This window comes from Leptolyngbya sp. 'hensonii' (assembly GCF_001939115.1).
Lineage (GTDB): Bacteria > Cyanobacteriota > Cyanobacteriia.
The window spans coordinates 1-18,543 of sequence record NZ_MQTZ01000030.1; the positions used below are offsets into that span (position 1 = coordinate 1).

Annotated in this window: 16 protein-coding genes, 4 tRNA genes and 2 pseudogenes; 14 read left to right on the forward strand and 8 right to left on the reverse strand. The window is 51.9% G+C overall.

Translation table 11 applies throughout. The features are described from left to right. The coding region (locus BST81_RS10620; protein ID WP_363079816.1) for a helix-turn-helix domain-containing protein at window positions 1-198 on the reverse strand (198 nt) is incomplete at its 3' end. A 53-nt stretch (window positions 199-251) separates the two neighbouring features. Between BST81_RS10620 and BST81_RS10625 the strand changes: the two genes are divergently transcribed. From BST81_RS10625 to typA, 6 genes are all read left to right on the forward strand, one after another. Beyond that, a complete protein-coding gene (locus BST81_RS10625; RefSeq protein ID WP_075598513.1) occupies window positions 252-2,075 on the forward strand; it encodes a GGDEF domain-containing response regulator in 1,824 nt (607 codons plus the stop codon). Between the two features lie 7 nt (window positions 2,076-2,082). Next, window positions 2,083-3,468, forward strand: coding sequence for a response regulator (locus tag BST81_RS10630; protein ID WP_075598514.1), 1,386 nt, complete (start codon window positions 2,083-2,085; stop codon window positions 3,466-3,468). Between the two features lie 124 nt (window positions 3,469-3,592). Then, a complete protein-coding gene (locus BST81_RS10635) occupies window positions 3,593-4,003 on the forward strand; it encodes a hypothetical protein (protein WP_075598515.1) in 411 nt (136 codons plus the stop codon). Beyond that, window positions 4,004-5,251 (forward strand): glutamate-5-semialdehyde dehydrogenase, encoded by a 1,248-nt coding sequence (locus BST81_RS10640; RefSeq protein ID WP_075598516.1) that lies wholly within the window; start codon window positions 4,004-4,006, stop codon window positions 5,249-5,251. A gap of 9 nt (window positions 5,252-5,260) precedes the next feature. Next, the gene (locus BST81_RS10645) at window positions 5,261-6,274 is read left to right on the forward strand and encodes an aspartate carbamoyltransferase catalytic subunit (RefSeq protein ID WP_363079820.1); all 1,014 of its coding nucleotides are present in this window, start codon (window positions 5,261-5,263) and stop codon (window positions 6,272-6,274) included. Window positions 6,275-6,633: 359 nt separating this feature from the next. Next, a complete protein-coding gene (typA, locus tag BST81_RS10650; RefSeq protein ID WP_075598518.1) occupies window positions 6,634-8,424 on the forward strand; it encodes a translational GTPase TypA in 1,791 nt (596 codons plus the stop codon). A 359-nt stretch (window positions 8,425-8,783) separates the two neighbouring features. Here typA and BST81_RS10660 read toward each other — a convergent pair whose 3' ends face one another. Next, the gene (locus tag BST81_RS10660; protein WP_253188214.1) at window positions 8,784-8,987 is read right to left on the reverse strand and encodes a transposase; all 204 of its coding nucleotides are present in this window, start codon (window positions 8,985-8,987) and stop codon (window positions 8,784-8,786) included. Between the two features lie 29 nt (window positions 8,988-9,016). Between BST81_RS10660 and BST81_RS28785 the strand changes: the two are divergent. Both BST81_RS28785 and BST81_RS28445 read left to right on the forward strand, forming a co-directional pair. Next, window positions 9,017-9,424, forward strand: a pseudogene (locus BST81_RS28785) (IS21 family transposase); the annotation flags it as partial. After that, a pseudogene (locus tag BST81_RS28445) lies at window positions 9,398-9,598 on the forward strand (ATP-binding protein); the annotation flags it as partial. The pseudogenes BST81_RS28785 and BST81_RS28445, both read left to right, overlap by 27 nt. A 449-nt stretch (window positions 9,599-10,047) precedes the next feature. On the opposite strand, the gene BST81_RS28030 reads toward BST81_RS28445, so the two are convergent. The 4 genes from BST81_RS28030 to BST81_RS28035 form a co-directional block, all read right to left on the reverse strand. After that, window positions 10,048-10,143: transfer RNA gene (locus BST81_RS28030), tRNA-Asn, on the reverse strand. Between the two features lie 5 nt (window positions 10,144-10,148). Continuing rightward, window positions 10,149-10,221, reverse strand: a tRNA-Phe gene (locus BST81_RS10670). A gap of 181 nt (window positions 10,222-10,402) precedes the next feature. After that, window positions 10,403-10,478 (reverse strand) — tRNA-Arg (locus BST81_RS10675). Window positions 10,479-10,591: 113 nt separating this feature from the next. Continuing rightward, window positions 10,592-10,692: transfer RNA gene (locus BST81_RS28035), tRNA-Asp, on the reverse strand. 753 nt (window positions 10,693-11,445) lie between these two features. On the opposite strand from BST81_RS28035, the gene BST81_RS10680 reads away from it, so the two are divergent. The 6 genes from BST81_RS10680 (at window position 11,446) to BST81_RS10705 (ending at window position 16,855) form a co-directional block, all read left to right on the forward strand. Next, window positions 11,446-11,838 (forward strand): MAPEG family protein, encoded by a 393-nt coding sequence (locus tag BST81_RS10680; protein ID WP_075598522.1) that lies wholly within the window; start codon window positions 11,446-11,448, stop codon window positions 11,836-11,838. 645 nt (window positions 11,839-12,483) lie between these two features. Beyond that, window positions 12,484-13,419: an exopolyphosphatase gene (locus BST81_RS10685; RefSeq protein WP_075598523.1), complete on the forward strand. Its 936-nt coding sequence runs from the start codon at window positions 12,484-12,486 to the stop codon at window positions 13,417-13,419. 272 nt (window positions 13,420-13,691) lie between these two features. Then, on the forward strand, window positions 13,692-14,639 hold the full coding sequence (locus tag BST81_RS10690) for a class I SAM-dependent methyltransferase (protein WP_075598547.1): 948 nt from the start codon (window positions 13,692-13,694) through the stop codon (window positions 14,637-14,639). A 72-nt stretch (window positions 14,640-14,711) separates the two neighbouring features. Then, window positions 14,712-15,131, forward strand: a complete 420-nt coding sequence (locus BST81_RS27455; RefSeq protein ID WP_075598524.1) for a response regulator — start codon at window positions 14,712-14,714, stop codon at window positions 15,129-15,131. Between the two features lie 6 nt (window positions 15,132-15,137). Continuing rightward, window positions 15,138-16,142, forward strand: a complete 1,005-nt coding sequence (locus tag BST81_RS10700; RefSeq protein WP_075598525.1) for a nucleoside hydrolase — start codon at window positions 15,138-15,140, stop codon at window positions 16,140-16,142. A 131-nt stretch (window positions 16,143-16,273) separates the two neighbouring features. Continuing rightward, complete coding sequence (locus BST81_RS10705) at window positions 16,274-16,855, forward strand: TetR/AcrR family transcriptional regulator (protein WP_075598526.1); 582 nt, start codon at window positions 16,274-16,276, stop codon at window positions 16,853-16,855. 13 nt (window positions 16,856-16,868) lie between these two features. On the opposite strand, the gene BST81_RS10710 is transcribed toward BST81_RS10705, so the two are convergent. After that, entirely contained in the window at window positions 16,869-17,462 is a 594-nt protein-coding gene (locus BST81_RS10710) for a TetR family transcriptional regulator (RefSeq protein ID WP_075598527.1), read from the reverse strand. A 65-nt stretch (window positions 17,463-17,527) separates the two neighbouring features. Next, complete coding sequence (locus BST81_RS10715) at window positions 17,528-18,529, reverse strand: aldo/keto reductase (RefSeq protein WP_075598528.1); 1,002 nt, start codon at window positions 18,527-18,529, stop codon at window positions 17,528-17,530. Window positions 18,530-18,543 lie beyond the last annotated feature (14 nt).

Genomic DNA, 18,543 nt, shown 5'->3' on the forward strand with positions numbered 1-18,543 from the left:
ATGTTCATGGCACTCAAAGACCTCGGCGATTGCCGGGGCGGTCCATCCTTGCGCATTCAGCCGCAGCATATGGGCACGGTCTCGGGTTCGTTGCGGCACGGTCGTGGCTAATCTCAGTTCAGCCAGGGTGCGGTCTTCCTCGTCACTCAGTTTGATTCGTAAGGGGGCAGGCACTAGAGACAACCAGTAGAGGGCCAAATCTATCTTATACTTTATCCCTCCGACCTACTTAGTAGAGTCCGTCAAGAACCATGAACAACAATCGGGGTCGTGTGTTTGGGTCCGATATTCTGATCGTGGATGATACGCCAGATAACTTGCGCGTTCTGTCTGACATTTTGACTCAGGCAGGATATCAGGTGCGTAAAGCTATGAATGGCACAATGGCCTTGAAGGCCATCCAGTCCCTCCAACCTGATTTGATTCTGCTAGACATCATGATGCCGGATATGAATGGTTATGAGGTGTGCCAGAAACTGAAAGCAGATCCCCACAGTGACTCTGTTCCAGTTATTTTCCTCAGTGCACTGGATGATGTTCTGGATAAGGTGAGGGCGTTTGAGGTCGGTGGCGTGGACTATATTACCAAGCCCTTTTATGTTGAGGAAGTTCTGGTTCGTGTTCAAAATCAATTGCAGTTAAAAGCGGCGGAACAGGAAATTCGCTTGCTAAATACCCATCTGGAAGAAAAGGTTAGAGAACGGACGCAAGAACTGGAGCTAGCCAACGCCCGATTGTTGACGATGGCATTACGGGACGATCTGACGGGACTGGCCAATCGGGTCCTGTTTATGCAGAGTCTGGAACAGTCTCTGAGTCAGGCGAAAACCGATCCAGACTATCGCTTTGCCGTGCTGTTTCTGGATTGCGATCGGTTCAAAACGATCAACGACTCCCTCGGGCACATGGTGGGGGATGAACTGCTGGTTGCTGCCGCTCGCCGTTTGGAGGCCCTGCTGGATTCATCGGCTACCCTGGCTCGATTGAATGGAGACGAATTTGCCATCTTATTGCAGCGAGTGACCAATGCTGCCCAGGCAACTCATCTGGCTGAGCAGATCCTGGCCTTATTTGCCAGTCCTTTCCAACTCAGCCGACATGAGGTTTTCGTGAGTTTCAGTATTGGGATTGCGACGGGTCACTCCAACTATGAAGAACCAGAGCATGTCATGCGAGATGCTGATATTGCCATGTATCGGGCTAAGGCTGCAGGCAAAGCTCAATATCAGGTTTTTGACACCGCCATGCATGCTGAAACCTTTCAGGCGGTTCAAATTGAAATGGATCTGCGTCGAGCAGTGGAGCAACAGGAGTTTATTCTGCATTACCAGCCGATCGTAGCAGTCAATACGGGGAGAATCGTGGGCTTCGAAGCCCTGGCTCGCTGGCAGCATCCTCAGTGGGGGCTGATTACGCCCAATCAGTTCATTCCCATAGCCGAGGAAACGGGAATCATTGCAGCAATCGGTCATCAGATTATTCGAGAAGCCTGTCATCAACTCCGTCACTGGCAGGACGAGGGTCTGTTGACTTGTCCATTGGTGATGAGTGTCAACCTGTCGGCCCGGCAGTTAATCCGCCATACCCTGATTGAACAGGTGGATGAGATTCTAGCCGAAACGGGGATTAACCCGATGTGCCTCAAAATGGAATTAACTGAAAGTGCCATTATGGAAAACCCCCAACTGGCAGCGGGACTCTTTCAGGAGTTGCAAGAACGGGGTATTCAACTCAGTATCGATGACTTTGGCACAGGCTATTCTTCCCTCAGCTACCTGTACAACCTGCCCATGGATACCCTCAAGATCGATCGCTCGTTTATCAGCAATGTGGATGTAGATGGTGAAAAACTGGAACTGGTGCGGACGATCGTCAACCTGGCCTGGAATTTGGGGATGGATGTGGTGGCTGAAGGAGTCGAAACTGCCATGCAACTGGCTCAGTTAAAAAGCCTCCGCTGTGATTATGCCCAGGGATATCTGTTCTCTCGTCCTCTCCCAGTGGCGGATGCGAGAGAATTACTTAAGAGGCCAAACACCTGGCTAGCTTCACCAAAATCTGCATCAACGGACTAGAAGCGCGATGAATCATAATCCTGCCGATGGATTGGAAGCTGACATTCTGGTTGTTGACGACATGCCAGACAATATTCGCTTCCTATCAACCCTGCTGGGAGAGCAGGGATACGGGGTTCGTAAAGCATTGAATGGACAGATGGCCTTAACTGCCGTCAAGGCAGCCCTGCCTGACCTGATTCTGCTCGACATCACCATGCCTGGAATGAATGGCTATGAAGTGTGTCAGCAGTTGAAGGCAGATCCGGAAACTGAAGGGATTCCGGTCATCTTCCTAAGCGCTCTGGATGATGTTCTGGATAAAGTCAGGGCGTTTCGACTGGGTGCGGTGGACTATATTACGAAGCCGTTTCAATTTGAAGAGGTTCTGGCCCGACTCAATACCCAGTTAGCCCTGAAGAAATTGCAGACTCAACTGAAACAGCAAAATAAAAAACTGACTCAGGCTTTGCAGGAGTTGAAGCAGGCCCAGACTGAGCTGATCCAGCGGGAGAAAATGGTCGGATTGGGTAACCTGGTGGCTGGGGTCACCCACGAGATCAATAATCCGATCAATTTTATTTCCGGTAATCTGCAACCTGCGCGGGACTACATGCACGCTTTGCTGGATCTGGTTCAGCGTTATCAACAGGAATGCCCGCACCCTTCGGCTTTTCTCCAGGAGGCGATCGAACAGGTTGATCTGCCCTATCTGGCGGCTGATCTCCCCAAGCTGATGGATTCGATGCAAGCGGGGGCCGATCGCATTCGGTCCATTGTGCTAGCGCTACGGATTTTCTCTCGTCTGGGAGAAGCAGAATTAAAATCTGTTAACCTGCACGAAGGACTGGAAAGTACCCTGCTGCTCCTGCAACACCGCCTGAAGGGAGATCAGACTCGTCCAGACATTAAAGTCATTCGGAATTACGGCAATCTCCCCATGGTCACTTGCTATGCCAGTCAGCTCAATCAGGTATTTCTCAACCTGCTCACGAATGCGATCGATGCGATCGATGTGATGATGGCCAATGGGAAGGTAGATGCAGGGAATCAGGCTTTTGTGGAACCAGCGATCCCTGAAATTTCCTCCCGAGCTGGGGACCATCCCATGCCTCCCTACACGATCGTCATCCAGACCCAACTGATGCCCGATGCCAAGGTACAAATCGGGATTCGAGACAACGGGGTGGGCATTCCAGAAGCAATGCAGGCACACCTCTTTGATCCCTTCTTTACCACCAAACCTGTTGGCCAGGGATTGGGTTTGGGGTTAGCTACCAGCTATCAGATCATAGAACGGCATGGTGGGAGGTTAATCTGCCAGTCCCAACCCGATCGGGGCACAGAATTTATGATTGAGATTCCGCTGAGTCAGAACGGGTCAGATTTCCAGGAAAATCAGCTGGCGGGGTAAGCCGGGGCATGGGGAGGGAGCAGTCAGGCATCAGGGACAAGCACAAGTTAAATTTCCAGGTGGAGTCTATGGTAGCTGTGGGAAAGTGTGACTACAATGACGGAAGGAGTGTCCTGCAGCGTTTGTGCAAACCCATAAAGCTCAGAAAATTGATCTCAACACAGATTATCCCTGCCCCTGTCGGCGGCGGGGCCGCCTTGTGCCGATCTCGCTGACAGAAGCCTTTGGCTGTAATCGCTGCCAGCAGATTTTCGTGGTCCAGGACAGCGGCTATGTGATTGAGCAGTTATCTACCACTTATCCTTATAAACGATCGTGGCGCTGGAGCGGTCACCAGTGGAACTTTGCCCACTCTGGTTTCCGAGAGAACTACTTGCCGTTGGCTCTGGGCATGATCGGAGTCCTGCTGGTGATTTGTTTGCCTCTGGCGCTCCGTGCCCCTAATCATCCCAGTAGCACTATTCCCTGGCTTGTACTGTTTATCCTGCTGGCAATGTTGCCAGCACTCATGTTGTGGTTAGCTTACAGGCGTTGAGTGGACAGTAACTTACCGGACTTTACGACTATTGTTCGACGGGTCTTTCAGGCCTCCCTGGAGTTGGCTGCAATTAAAGGGGCGGATCGAAGCCGCGCTTTGCAGGCCATGGCTCAGGCCCTCAAGCGTTACCAGAACGATATTCTGGAAGCGAACACCCTGGATCTGGAAGCCAGTCGAGAGATGGCCATCCCTGAACTGGTTCTGGATTGGTTGAAGTTGACACCAGAGCGAATTCAGACCACGCTACAAATTCTGCAGCGCCTCTCAGAACTTCCCGATCCCCTGGGTCGCATGCTCAATGCAACCTACCAACTGGCCCATTCCCACGCCTATTGTCAACCCATGCCCCTGGGTGTGATTGCCTTGGTCTATGAAGCCTTTCCTGATCTGGCAGTGATCGCAGCGGGGCTCTGCTTAAAAACCGGAAATTGCTTGATTTTGAAGGGAGGGAGTGAGGCCAGCCAATCCAATGCTGTGATAGCCCAGGTGTTGCAATCTGCTATTCGGGAGGTGGGTCTGCCAGAGGGCTGCCTCGAATTGCTGCCCTCGGATCAGGGTGGGTCGATTCGGGATCTGGTTACCCAGGATCGCTATGTCAACTTAATTATTCCCTATGGTCGTCCTAGTCTGATTCAGCAGGTTATACGGCAGGCCACTGCCCCTGTGCTGCGATCGGCCATGGGCAACTGTTACCTGTACTGGTCTCCTTCAGGGAGTTTGGAGACCGCCCGCTGGATGATTATCGATAGTCACCAGAGTGAACCGGACCCCGTCAATGCAATTGAAAAAGTTCTGATTCACAAGGAGCACAACCGCTCATCACTGACGATGCTATGGAACAGTTTGAAGGAAAAAGGCTTTCAACTGCGGGTAGACCTTTTCTTGCAGGAAGAATTTCCGGATCTGAGACTGGCAGAGGAGGGCGATTGGAATACGGCCTATCTGGATAGGATTGTGGCGTTTAAGACGATCGAGAGTTTGGCATCCGCCATCTCCTGGATTAACCGCTATAGTAGCGGCCATGCTGACTGCCTGGTCACGGAGTCTTATCAGGAGAGTCGGCAGTTTGCCCAGGGGATCAACAGTGCCTCAACCTACATCAATGCCTCACCCCGCTTCTCGCGCAACTCCAGACACGGAGATGCCATTTTCCTGGGTATGTCTAATCAGCGGGGCCATCGTCGGGGCATGATTGGGACAGATGCCCTGACCACAGTGAAGTATATTGTTCAGGGCGGCGATTAATCTTGAACTTTGACTATTGCCTCGTCTATGTCTACTCCCTGGCCTCACCGCCACATCATTTCCTTGGCCAATTTTTCCCAGCAGGACTACGATACCGTGCTGCAAACGGCGGCCAGCTTTCGGGAAGTTCTTTCCCGACGCACAAAGAAGGTCCCAACCTTGCAAGGTCAGGTGGTTGCCAACCTGTTCTTTGAACCCTCGACGCGCACCCGCAATAGCTTTGAACTGGCGGCCAAGCGGCTCTCTGCCGATACCCTTAACTTTGCACCGGGCACCTCTTCCCTCAGTAAAGGCGAAACGATCCTGGATACGGCACTGACTTACCTGGCCATGGGTACCGATATTATGGTAATTCGCCACCAGCAGGCGGGTGTTCCCCAGGCGATCGCCGATGAATTAGACCGATTGGAAACCCGGGTCAGTATTCTCAACGCTGGGGATGGGCAACATGAGCACCCTTCCCAGGCTCTGCTGGATTTGTTCACCCTCTGTTCCTTACTGGACCCAACCGATCCTCGCCTGAACCTATTACAAGGTAAGAAGGTGGCGATCGTGGGGGATGTCTTGCACTCCCGGGTCGCCCGTTCCAACCTCTGGAGCCTGACGGCCAGTGGGGCTGAGGTTCACCTGGCCGGACCCCCTACCCTCCTGCCTCGACTGTTCGCTCAGTTCCCAGGAGCTCAGTCTCCGGTAGGGGGGCAAATATTTGTCCACTGGTCGATCGAACCGGCCCTGGAAAATGCCCATTTTGTTATGACCCTGCGGTTGCAGAAAGAGCGGATGACCGAGTATCTGTTACCCAGCCTGCGGGAATATCACCAAGGTTTTGGCCTCACCCACGATCGGCTCAAACATTGCTGCCCTGGAGTCAAGGTGCTTCACCCAGGTCCAGTGAATCGGGGTGTGGAGATCAGCTCTGCCCTGATGGATGACCCCGAATTCAGTCTCATTGCCCAGCAAGTCACTAGTGGTGTTGCCGTCAGAATGGCCCTCCTCTACCTGATTGGCAGCGGCAAATCTTAGGATCACGGATTCAATCCCCTCGAGGATAGGGGAGTGAGGGTAGTCAGGAGTTTGGCACTTTATTTAATGCCGATTCCTTAGGATCGTGGATTTAATAACTCCGAAATTTTCAGCCCTCACCCCCTGCCCCCTCCCCCTCTCCCGATGGGAGAGGGGGCAGGGGGGTGAGGGCAATCAGGAGTTTATCGGTGTTATTTAATTCTCATTCCTTAGAAATAGAATTTGCTTCTGTTCTGCTTGAACTTCCCAGGAACAGGTAAGCTAGAATTGTAAAGGTTCTTTACCAGAGCTTCTGTCTGATTCCAAGAAAAAATTTCTTAAGAAGCTCTTCTCAAAAACTCTTTCTCCCAAACATCCCTATGACGCTCCCAATTCGCAATGTCGCCATCATTGCCCACGTTGACCACGGCAAGACAACCCTCGTTGACGCTTTGCTGAAACAGTCCGGCACCTTCCGCGAAGGGGAAGATATCCCCGATTGCGTAATGGATTCCAACGATCTGGAGCGGGAGCGAGGGATCACCATTCTGTCTAAAAATACAGCAGTCCACTACAAAGACATGCTGATCAATATCGTCGATACGCCTGGCCACGCTGACTTCGGTGGTGAGGTAGAGCGGGTCCTGGGCATGGTCGATGGCTGTCTGCTGATTGTCGATGCCAATGAAGGCCCCATGCCCCAAACCCGATTCGTGCTGAAGAAAGCCCTGGAAAAAGGGCTGCGCCCGATCGTGTTTGTCAACAAAATTGATCGGCCCCAAGCCAATCCCATGGGTGCGGTCGATAAGGTTCTGGATCTGTTCATCGAGCTCGGAGCAGACGACGATCAGTGTGATTTTCCCTACCTGTTCGGTTCTGGCTTAAACGGCTTTGCCAAGAACGATCTGGAAGAAGAAGCGAAGGACATGCAACCGTTGTTTGATGCTATTCTGGAGCATGTTCCCCCTCCAATCGGCGATCCAGAAAAACCGCTGCAACTACAGGTTACTACCCTGGATTACTCCGAGTATCTGGGCCGAATCGTGATTGGCAAAATTCACAACGGCACCATCCGTACCGGTCAGCAGGCAGCCTTGGTTGTGGAATCAGGCAACATCATTAAGTCCAAAATTACCAAACTGATGGGCTTTGAGGGCCTAAAGCGGATTGAGATTGAATCTGCATCTGCTGGCAATATCGTGGCGGTGGCCGGTTTCGCTGATGCGAACATTGGGGAAACGATTACCTGCCCCAATGAACCCCATGCTCTGCCTTTGATCAAGGTGGATGAGCCCACCCTGCAGATGACCTTCTCGGTGAATGACTCCCCGTTCGCAGGTAAAGAAGGGCAGTTTGTCACCTCTCGTCAGGTGCGCGATCGGTTGATGCGCGAACTGGAAACCAACGTGGCTCTGCGAGTCGAGGAAACGGATTCTCCCGATAAGCTCTTGGTTTCGGGACGGGGTGAACTGCACCTGGGCATCCTGATTGAGACCATGCGCCGGGAAGGCTATGAGTTCCAGGTTTCTCAGCCGCAGGTTATTTATCGGGAAGTCAGTGGCCAGCCCTGTGAACCTTACGAGACTCTGGTGCTGGATGTGCCTGAAGATGGGGTGGGCGGTTGTATTGAGCGATTGGGCCAGCGCCGGGGAGAAATGCAGGATATGCAGGTGGGCACCAATGGCCGTACCCAGTTGGAATTTGTCATTCCGGCCCGGGGTCTGATTGGTTTCCGGGGTGAGTTTATGCGACTGACTCGGGGCGAGGGCATCATGAACCACAGTTTCCTGGACTACCGCCCCTTGGTGGGCGACATTGAGGCTCGTCGGAATGGGGTCTTAATCTCCTTTGAAGAAGGGACGGCCACTTTCTATGCCATGAAGAACGCTGAAGATCGGGGCGTATTCTTCATTACTCCCGGTACCAAGGTCTACAAGGGGATGATTGTGGGTGAGCATAACCGTCCTCAGGATCTGGACCTGAATGTTTGCAAGACCAAGCAGTTGACGAACCATCGGGCTGCGGGTGGAGATGAACTGGTGCAGTTGCAGGCCCCGATCGACATGAGTTTGGAACGGGCTCTTGAGTATATTGGACCAGATGAACTCGTCGAAGTCACCCCTCAGTCGATCCGGTTGCGGAAGGTGGCGAAGAAACTGGCCAAACGTTAATCCCGTTAAAGCTAGGACTCAACTTTAGAAGCATAGGGACGCAGCATGCTGCGTCTCTATTTTTATTTTAGGCGCTGCGAATGCATACACCACCCATTCGCATGTTCTCTGTTGAACAAAGTCAACATCCTTAACTCGCAAGCGCAACCCTGCGATTAAGCGAAGACCGCTTCGATAAAGTAGCTTCACAACCAGTTGATAGATACCATCACACTGTTGAATCACGGCGATCGCTGCCTGTTGGGTCAACACATTTGGCACATACTTAGATCTTTTTGCTCGAACTGAAGTGGACCCAATCGGCTAGACAATTCTGAGGGATCTCTAAGCTCTGAAAATTGAGATCCAGTTTTCCTCATTCAAGCTTCCTTACCTGTTCGCTTCTCCCAATACACAACGTCTGGCATGCGATAATTCAATGCTTGATGCGGAGGTTCTTGATTATACCAATGAAACCATCTTTTCACCTCCTGATTCAAATGAATTCCATCTTCAAACGCCATCAAGTAAATCAACTCATACTTCAATAATTCTCCACAGGAGAGGCTTCGCCAACGCCACAACCGTTCAATAAAAATATTGTCGTGGCATCGTCCTCTACCATCCATAACGCCTCACCTTGCATCTGTATCATGACCCCATCGTTAGCTTTGTCGGCACCACCCAGGTGGTAGAACTACCTCGGTTGCATGTATCGGGGAGTGCCAAGGTCCGACGGGTTCGTTGCGTCAACTATCGTCATGTGATTGATAGCCTCAGACGCAAACCCAGGGCATTTCTCTACTGCCAATGGCAGCAAGACCTCTTGCCGAATCCCCCATGGCAGGACCTAGGGCAACAGTTAAAAGCTGCTGTAGAGACTGATTTGGCTGCTCGTCTGATAGTGGAGGCCCTCTATTTAGCTGCCACTCACAACCAGGAATCAGCCATTGCTGACTTCCTGCAAACACAACTCCAGCAAGGGAGGCTCAGTTTGTCCCGATTGCAACAACAGTTTCAACCCCAATCTCATGCCTCTATGGCTCCCCATATCATGTCACATCGTTACGAGCGCAGGAGTTTCCTGATTACTGCTAACCAGCCTTTCAGTCACGGGGATACCATCTTCCCAGACTCTATGATCGCTCTTGCTGCCATCGATCGATTAGTGCATCACCCGACAATTATCGAGTTTTAGACTGAAAGTTTCCGTAAACAAGCCGCTGTCTCTCGATCCTTTCCACAGCAACCACGCAACTCTAAATCTAACTGAGGTTCTTCGTACTGATAATTGTCGTTTCTACCAATTTGCGATCTCATCAACTTTTTACTTAGGGGCTCAAAACTGAGCTTTTTTCAATTCAGAAATTGGCCTATGTAATTGACATTTCATACCAGGTAAGCTTTACCCTCCCGATTGCCCCGCCAGGCATTGTTCGCGCAGCGTTGCCGTTGGCGAAGCCTGCCGAAGGCATAGGCAATACCTGGTCTCTCCTCGTTCAAAGCGAGGGATGTTGCCAGTTACACCATAGGGCATTGGATGCAGGAGTTGGGATCGTTCGCGCAGCGCCTCCGTTAGGAGATACCAACCTCTCTCTGATTCAGATTCAGAGCGACTTGCCAATCGTCACATCCTGCAATAAATGGCTGCCCCAGTAGGACTCGTAGCTTGCTTCCGCGAAGCGGTACCTACAACCCTGCGGTTAACAGCCGCCAGCTCCGCCATTAAGCTATGGGGCAATGAGTGGGAAGTGACGGGATTGAACCGCCTTCTCGCCGTTTTCAGCGGCACGTGAGCACCAGCTTCACCAACTTCCCATTAGGCGGAGGATAGAGGAATCGTTTCCTTCGGAACGCCCAGGCGAACGCGCAGCGTTGCCGTTGGCGAAGCCTGCCGAAGGCATAGGCAATACCCCTAGCCCAAGGACTACCCTGGTTTACCCTGCGGGAAGCAAGCTACAAGACCAGTTGCCAGCCGTTCGGCGGTACCCTCCAGAATTGGCGAGAACGGAAGGAATTGAACCTTCATTCTTTGATTTCGTAGACCAAGATGTTTGCCGTTACACCACGTTCTCAAAGGCGGAGAGCAGTGGACTCGTCCTCATGGGGAGTCTTGATGGGAGTTTCACCTGCTTCTCCATGCTTGAGAGGCACGGCGACTTCAAACTACGTCCACGATGCTACAAGGCACGGATGATGGGATTTGTTCGCAAAGCGTCTCCGTAAGAAGATACCCACGATCTTTCGCTCGACAAGCGACTGCTTTGAGCCGGACTAAACTACATCCCCAAAGGTGGCACTTATGCAATTTTCAAGGTTTAGGTTGGCTGATGAATCAGCAGGAATTAGAACAAGCAACGCCGTTCCAGGTAATAGACTTGCTGGATGTTCTGTCGCTTTTGCTTGGACTGAATGGAAACTGAATTTCCCTGATTTAATGAGTCCTCTTGACGTGGCATGGAAGTGCCAGAGAAATGAGTGGGTAAGAACTCTAAAAGCTTCAAGAGGCAACTGTTTTGAGTAAGGGAATGAGTATTCATTGGATTAACTCCTCTCGGGCTCACCTTATGTTGCAGGCATAATACAACATACTACAAAGTGTCGAGAGAGCACTACAACTTTTTTTGAGCCGGGAGAAAACGACGGTCAGAACATACTTGTATCCCTCTCTCGTGCTAAATTTGCCCACTATGCCAGGGAGGAAATGTGGGCTGCGAAGCCCAACTTCGGTATAGTTCAGCTTTAACATCGGTTTTCGCTCAAAGACTAATCACATTGCCAACCCTACCTGCACCATTTGCGATTAAAGCAAGATCTGCGTCCACAATGTGGTTTCCTGAAGCTGTTCTGTACTGGGCTGCATTTTTCCTCAAAATTTTGGCTTTCGCTATCATGACAATTGGTTGCGGAATTTTCTTCCTGTTTCCTTCTTGAATGGTTGAGGGGCAGGAAAACCTGGCAAACACAAAATAGAGTAGAACAGGGGACAGAAGCTACTATGGCAAGGAACTCCCGCCCTTAAAAGATTCTCAAGAGGAAATAATGATCAGTTCTTTGTACGCCTCATTGTTGGCCCTGTTGATCGTCTGGCTATCACTTCGCGTCATCAAGCTGCGTCAGACCAAGAAAGTCAGTCTTGGTGATGGTGGTGAATCTGAACTTCAAGTTGCAATCCGAGCCCAGGGTAATGCAACAGAATATATCCCAATCTCCCTGATTCTGCTGCTACTTCTGGAGCTGAATAAAGCTCATGGTGCTCTGATTCATGCTGGTGGTATTGCGATCCTTGCTGGTCGTTTCCTCCATGCAAGAGGCTTACTGACTGAAAGCTCACGGTATCGTGTGTTGGGGATGCAGGTCACCATCTTCACTTTAATCGGTCTGGCATCTGCTAATCTCATTTACATCATTTATGGTGGCTTACGTCCCCTTTAAAGGGATGTAAAACGGTGCCCCTTGAAGAATCGACCATTTTTGGGCTGGAGCCAACCAGGGCGTTGGTTTGGAAATTGCCCTTGGCTTGTTGGTTCATGCCAATACCATGATCATCTACTGTCGATCGCACCCTAATCTATAGGTCTGCGGCCTTCCAGGAGGTTTTACTGAATATTTGCCTGATTAGAGCGGTACACACCTGGGCGTTGCTGAATAGAAGGATGATTTTCGTGCTTGAACCTTATGCAGCCCTCACCCTAGCCCTCTCCCAAAGGAGAGGGAACAAGAGTTTTAGCTCCCTTCTCCTGCGGGAGAAGGGTTGGGGATGAGGGTAATTCATATTTGCATTCAGCAAAGCCCACACCTGTATAAACTGCAGGACATTGCGTCCAAACAATCACTTAAGCCAGATTTGAGCCTTAGACAGTTGCCGTAACCCAGGTGCAAGGTAATATAAACAGTCTTAAGAGTTTATTCAGCCCTACCTTTTCTATCTGGCTGTAGAATGGGGCTTTCATGTCCAGAGCAGATCTACGGAGCTTGTTACCATAACAGTTCGCAGAAGGCTCATAACAAGCCCCCTGTTACCATTTCGTAGAACCTGGGCACCCTAACACAGAATCCCTGTCAGGAGGACACGTAATAATGACTGATAGTGCCAAGTACAGATTAGTAACCAGAAGCGATTTTGATGGACTCGTTTGTGCTGTCCTGCTGAAAGAAATGGATCTGATTGAGGATATCAAATTTGTTCATCCTAAAGATATGCAGGATGGCAAAATTGAGGTTACTGACAAGGACATTACCACCAACCTCCCCTTTGTTCCAGGAGTTCACCTAGCCTTCGATCATCACCTGAGCGAAACTATTAGAAACGAAAATATTCAAGCGAATTATATTATCGAACCTGAAGCACCATCAGCTGCCAGGGTGGTTTATAACTACTACGGGGGAAAAGATCGCTTTCCGTCGATCGCGGTAGAAATGATGGAGGCGGTAGACAAAGCAGACTCAGCTCAGTTCTCGATCGAGGATGTGCTGGAACCCAGAGGATGGACCCTCCTGAGTTTCTTGATGGATGCTCGGACTGGCTTGGGGCGGTTCAAGGATTTCAACATCTCTAACTATCAGTTGATGATGCATCTGATAGATTACTGCAAACAGCATACGATCTCCGAAATCCTGGATTTACCAGATGTGAAGGAGCGGGTCGATCTCTACTTTGAGCAGGAGCCTAAGTTTAAAGAGCAGATTCAGCGCTGTGCCACGGTCCATAAGAATCTGGTGGTGTTGGACTTGAGAAATGAAGAGGTCATCCATGCGGGCAACCGATTTATGATCTACGCCCTGTTCCCGGAATGCAACATTTCCATGCATATCCTCTGGGGTTTGAAACAGCAAAATACTGTCCTGGCTGTGGGTAAATCCATCTTTAATCGCACGTCTAAAACCAACATTGGTGAACTGATGTTGAAACACGGGGGCGGTGGGCACCTGAATGCCGGAACCTGCCAGGTGCCGCATGATCAGTCCGAGGATGTGATTAAGGCTGTTGTCACCCAGATCACGACGGACGGCTGATGCCCCCATGCGGGAGCTCTATCCCCCTATTCAGCCATCACGGCAACGCCACCCTCCTCCTAAATGCCCCCCCTGCTCTTCCAGTGGGCGAGGGGCAGGGGTTGGGGGTTGAAGGTGAGGGCTGAAACTCTTGGGGGTTATTCAATTCAGGATCCTAATTTTAACGATGAAATGACTGATCGTTGGGGGCAGTCATAAATACCCGCTTGGAGATTGACAGAGGGAGCCAGAAACAGTTAATGGTAAAAGCGTTCCCGATCGAGTTTTCTGTCATGAACCTTCCAAGTAAACCTGCCTGGGCAGGGGACGACTTGCTATCCCGCTGTGTTAATGTTCTGATTCAGACGAAACCCCTGTATGCGGTTATGAAGCAACAGGCCCGCCAGGTGCTAATTAAAACGGCTGAGAAGAATGGCGTCCCCTGGCGACAGCGATACAAGGAACTGGCAGACTCAGGAATTCAGGCGCAACTGGAGCAGGTGAGCAATCCTGCCATAACCTACCCGGATTATTATCAGGTGCCTTTCCATGCGTACGATCGAGGCAATCTGTGCTGGGAGGCTGCCTTTGAGACGGAATCAGCGACCTATGCCATGGCCCTGCGGGTCTGGAAAAATGAACCTCAGACCTGGCAGGAAGCCCACAACCGCCTGCGAGACAGTTTTCATCAGGTTTTGGCCAAACAGATCCCTGAACCGGTGCAAGATATCCTGGATATGGGCTGTTCGGTTGGAATTTCGACCCTGGCCCTGCACCGCTTTTTCCAGTCTCGCCAGAACAGTCCTGTGCTGACGATCGGGTTAGATTTATCCCCTTACATGCTGACCGTGGCCAGACAACGGGATGCACAGAAAGAGATTGCTGAATGGCTCCATGCGGATGCAGCAGCAACCAACCTGCCAAATGGCTCCTTTGATCTGGTGACGCTTCAGTTTGTAACCCATGAGTTGCCCCATCAGCCCACCCTGGACATTTTTCGGGAAGCAGCCCGGCTCCTGCGATCGGGTGGGCACTTGGCGATCGTGGATAATAATCCCAAGTCGCCTGTTATTCAGAATCTTCCCCCCGTCTTATTCACATTGATGAAAAGTACGGAACCTTGGTCCGACGAGTACTACACCTTTGATCTGGAAGCAGCCCTGCGATCGGTAGGTCTGGAGTCTGTTACAACGGTTGCTAGTGACCCCCGGCATCGGACAATTGTGGGTCGCAAACCCTGAACAGCTAATGCATGATTGCCGGTCCTGAGTGTAACGCTTCTGAATTACTTATTCATTTGTATAAGGGTTGCCATGGGTGTCTGCGATTCCAATCCTGCTCTGCAAGGACTAAAACTGTTGTTGGTTGATGATAATCTGGATAACCTGGTTGCTGTCCGAGACATTCTGCAATTGTCAGGTATCATCGTGACCTATGTGGAAACTGTTCAGGCAGCAATGGAAGTCCTCCAGTCTTCTCTGCCTGATATCATTCTCTGTGATATCCGCCTGCCTGATGAGTTTGGCTATGCGTTAACCCGACAACTCAGAACCCTTCCGGCTGAACAGGGTGGTAACATTCCCGCGATCGCGATGACCGGTCTGGCGACGGAGTTGGATCGGCAGCGCTGTCTGGATGCGGGTTTTCAGGTATACCTGGCCAAACCCCTGAATGTCGAGCAGTTGCTCACTGTCATTCTCCATTTGACTCAGGCCCCTTCTATGACCCTATGATCGACCATGGCTCCTTCGACCATCCCCAAAATCATTCTCGATACTGATCCGGGTGGTGATGACCTCTTTGCTTGCCTCTGGCTACTCAGCCTGGTCAGGCAGGGACTGGCTGAGCTTGTAGCCATCACCACCACTCAGGGTAATGTGGCAGCTCGCCGCACCTTTACCACGGCTAGTCAGATTCTGGGGCTCGTTGGGTTGCCAGAGATTGAAGTAGGGCGGGGGGTTCTGGTCGTCGGAGCAGAGAAGGGAGACGCCTCCCACATTCATGGCGCGGATGGGATGGGCAATTTGTCTGATACGCTGCCCCCTGCCATCCATGATTGGGCCACAGCCCGATCGGCAGATGACCTGATGATTGAGCAGATCCGGGCTGCCCCTGGGGAGATGACGATCGTGGCGATCGGTCCCCTCACGAACCTGGCTGCCGCTGAAACCCGATGTCCAGGAATTCTCCGGCAGGCCAAGCAAATTGTGATCATGGCTGGGGCCTTTCTATGCCATGGCAATGTCACTCCCCAGGCTGAATTTAACGTTTGGTTTAATCCGGAAGCGGCTGAGACTGTCTTGCAGAGTTGCCATAACACAGTGGTTATCCCCCTGGATATCACGACTCGCCTGGTCTTTACCCGCGCTATGGCCCGATCGGTGGCCCAGACCAACTCAACCCATCCGATCGCCCAATTGCTGACAGGTCTTTGTGAGTTCATGATCGGAACTGCATTAAAGTATCGGGAAATCAGCGGTATAGAGGGATTTCTGGTGCATGATGCTGCCACGATCGGCTATCTGTTTTACCCAGAAACGCTGCTGCTGCAACGGGCCACCGTTCGCGTGGAAACCGAGGGGCATTGGACTCGGGGCCAAACCCTGTTCGATCGACGTCACAGGGCTAAAGCTACCGCCAATGCCTGGGTCGCCTTGCAGGTGGATGAAGTTGGTTTTTTCGCCAGCTTTATCGCAGATTTACAGGCACTGCTGGGGGATAGCCATGACCAGGGAACTGTTTGACCCGATCGATCCAGGCCAGCACCTGGGGAGTTTGCCATCCCCGGCCAGGGCAAGATAAGGGAAAACCACCTGTGGATGCTGTACCGTCCGTTCGGTATATTTGTCAATAGCTCCTCTTTACTTTCTGGCTCATGTCTAAACAAACCTATGTCCCCACCCTGCTTAAACTGTTTCGACAGTTTGGTTATGAGGGGGTTACGCTCTCCAAAATTTCCCAGGAAACCGGCCTGGGAAAAGCCAGTCTCTATCATCACTTTCCAGGCGGTAAAGCTGAGATGGCAACTGCGGCCCTGGCTTCTGTCAATCAGTGGCTGGAGTGCCATATTTTACAAATCCTCGCGAGGGCAAGCGATCGGGAAGACCATCATCTGGCAAAGCCAATCGACACCTTCAAAACCATGTGCGAGGAGACGAGTCGCTTTTTTAACCAGGGGCAAAATTCCTGTCTGTGGGCTATTTTAGTCATGGAGCAATCGAGTGATGATTTGTTTCACGCCCAAATTGCCGCAGCCTTTTCGCGGTGGATTGAGGCGATCGCCAAAATTTTGACCACCGCAGGATTGGATGAAACCCTGGCCAGACAACGCGGGGAAGACGCCATGATTGCCATTCAGGGCGCATTGATTCTGTCCCACGGGTTGAAAGATTTTGCGCCGTTTCAGCGGGTACTCCAGCAATTACCGCAACAACTCTGTCAGGACATTGAAAGCTGACATTCGTACAGGATCATTTCCCTTCCCCATGGACCAGACCGGCAAGCACCAGTTGCCAGACTTGGGCGAAGTCTGCATCGATGTCTGGATGGCTCCAAGTGGAGGCATGGGCTGGATGGTGAAATCGGATGGTGGCATTGAAGACGGCCTTGGCCGATCGCTGGGCGTCAGAACTCTGAAACTCCTGGCTGGCAACGCCACTGGCAATGATCCGAGTGAGTTGGCCCTCCAGCTCATCCACATGGGCCTGCACAACCTCGCGGGCTTCTTCGGCAATGGCATGATAGGTGGCAAACAATTCTGGATCCTCCAGGACCTTTTGCCGTTTCAAAGCCATCAGTTGCCCCAGCCAGTGACGCAGCCGCTCCAGAGCAGGCCCTTTTTCTGCTGCGATCGCAGCCAGGGGCAGGGAAACCCGGTGCAGCCAACGTTCTGCCACTGCATCCCGCAGAGCTGCTTTGCTGGGGAAATGCCGATAAATCGAGCCGTGGCTCACGTCCAGAAACCGGGCCACATCAACAACAGTTGCCTTGGCCGGACCGAAGCGGCGCAAAACCTCCTCTGCGGCGTCAAGAATTCGATCCGGGGTTAAGGCTGAATCATTCATTCTGGAATTTTGAAAACAAATTTGCATGGCAAGACCACACCGATTGCCATTGCAATGCAACGCATCTATGCGGGTTTTTCACTATCTAACAGGGCCATCTGTCCTGCATCATACCGCTCACCGGCCACCGCATCCAATGGAATCGCCGCCTCAATCCGGGCCAGTTCATCTGCGTTCAGGTGCAGGGTCAGAGATCCTAGCGCTTCCTCCAAGCGGCTGCGCCGTCGGGCTCCAATCAGAGGAATGATATCCTCCCCACGGGACAGTACCCAGGCGATCGCGACCTGGGCTACTGTGGCATCCTGTTCTGTGGCAATGGTCCGCAGGGCCTCAACCAGGGACAGATTCTGATCGAGATTCTCGCCAGAAAACCGGGGCAGGTGGCTGCGGAAATCCTGGGCTGTTCCCGATCGCTCTTTGGACCAGTGACCACTTAGCAGCCCTCGCGACAACACCCCATAGGCTGTGATGGCGATGCCCAGTTCTCGCACGGTCGGCAAAATCTCTGCCTCAATACTGCGGCTCAGGAGCGAATATTCGATTTGCAGCCAGGCGATGGGATGGACGGCCTGGGCCCGGCGGATGGTTTCCACCCCGACTTCGGATAAGCCGATGTGCCGCACGTACCCAGCCTGGACCATTTCCCCGATCGCACCGATCGTGTCTTCGATCGGCACTGCTGGATCCAGACGGGCAGGCTGGTACAGGTCAATATAGTCGGTTCCCAGCCGTTGCAGCGTGTAGGCCAGAGCCGTTTTAACGGCTGCCGGACGGCCATCAAATCCGATGAAGCTCCCGTCAGGGGAGCGCAGGGCCCCAAACTTCACAGCGATGAAAACATCCTCCCGCCGCCGTCCGACCAGAGCTTCATGCAAGAGCAACTCATTATGACCCATGCCATAGAAGTCGCCCGTATCCAACAGGGTTATGCCTGCATCCAGAGCGGCGTGAATTGTTGCAATGCTCTCTTCCCGATCGGCAGGGCCATAGAAATCTGACATGCCCATACAGCCCAACCCCAGTGCCGACACCCTAGGGCCATTTTTTCCCAGCTGACGCATCACCATAGACACTTCTCCAT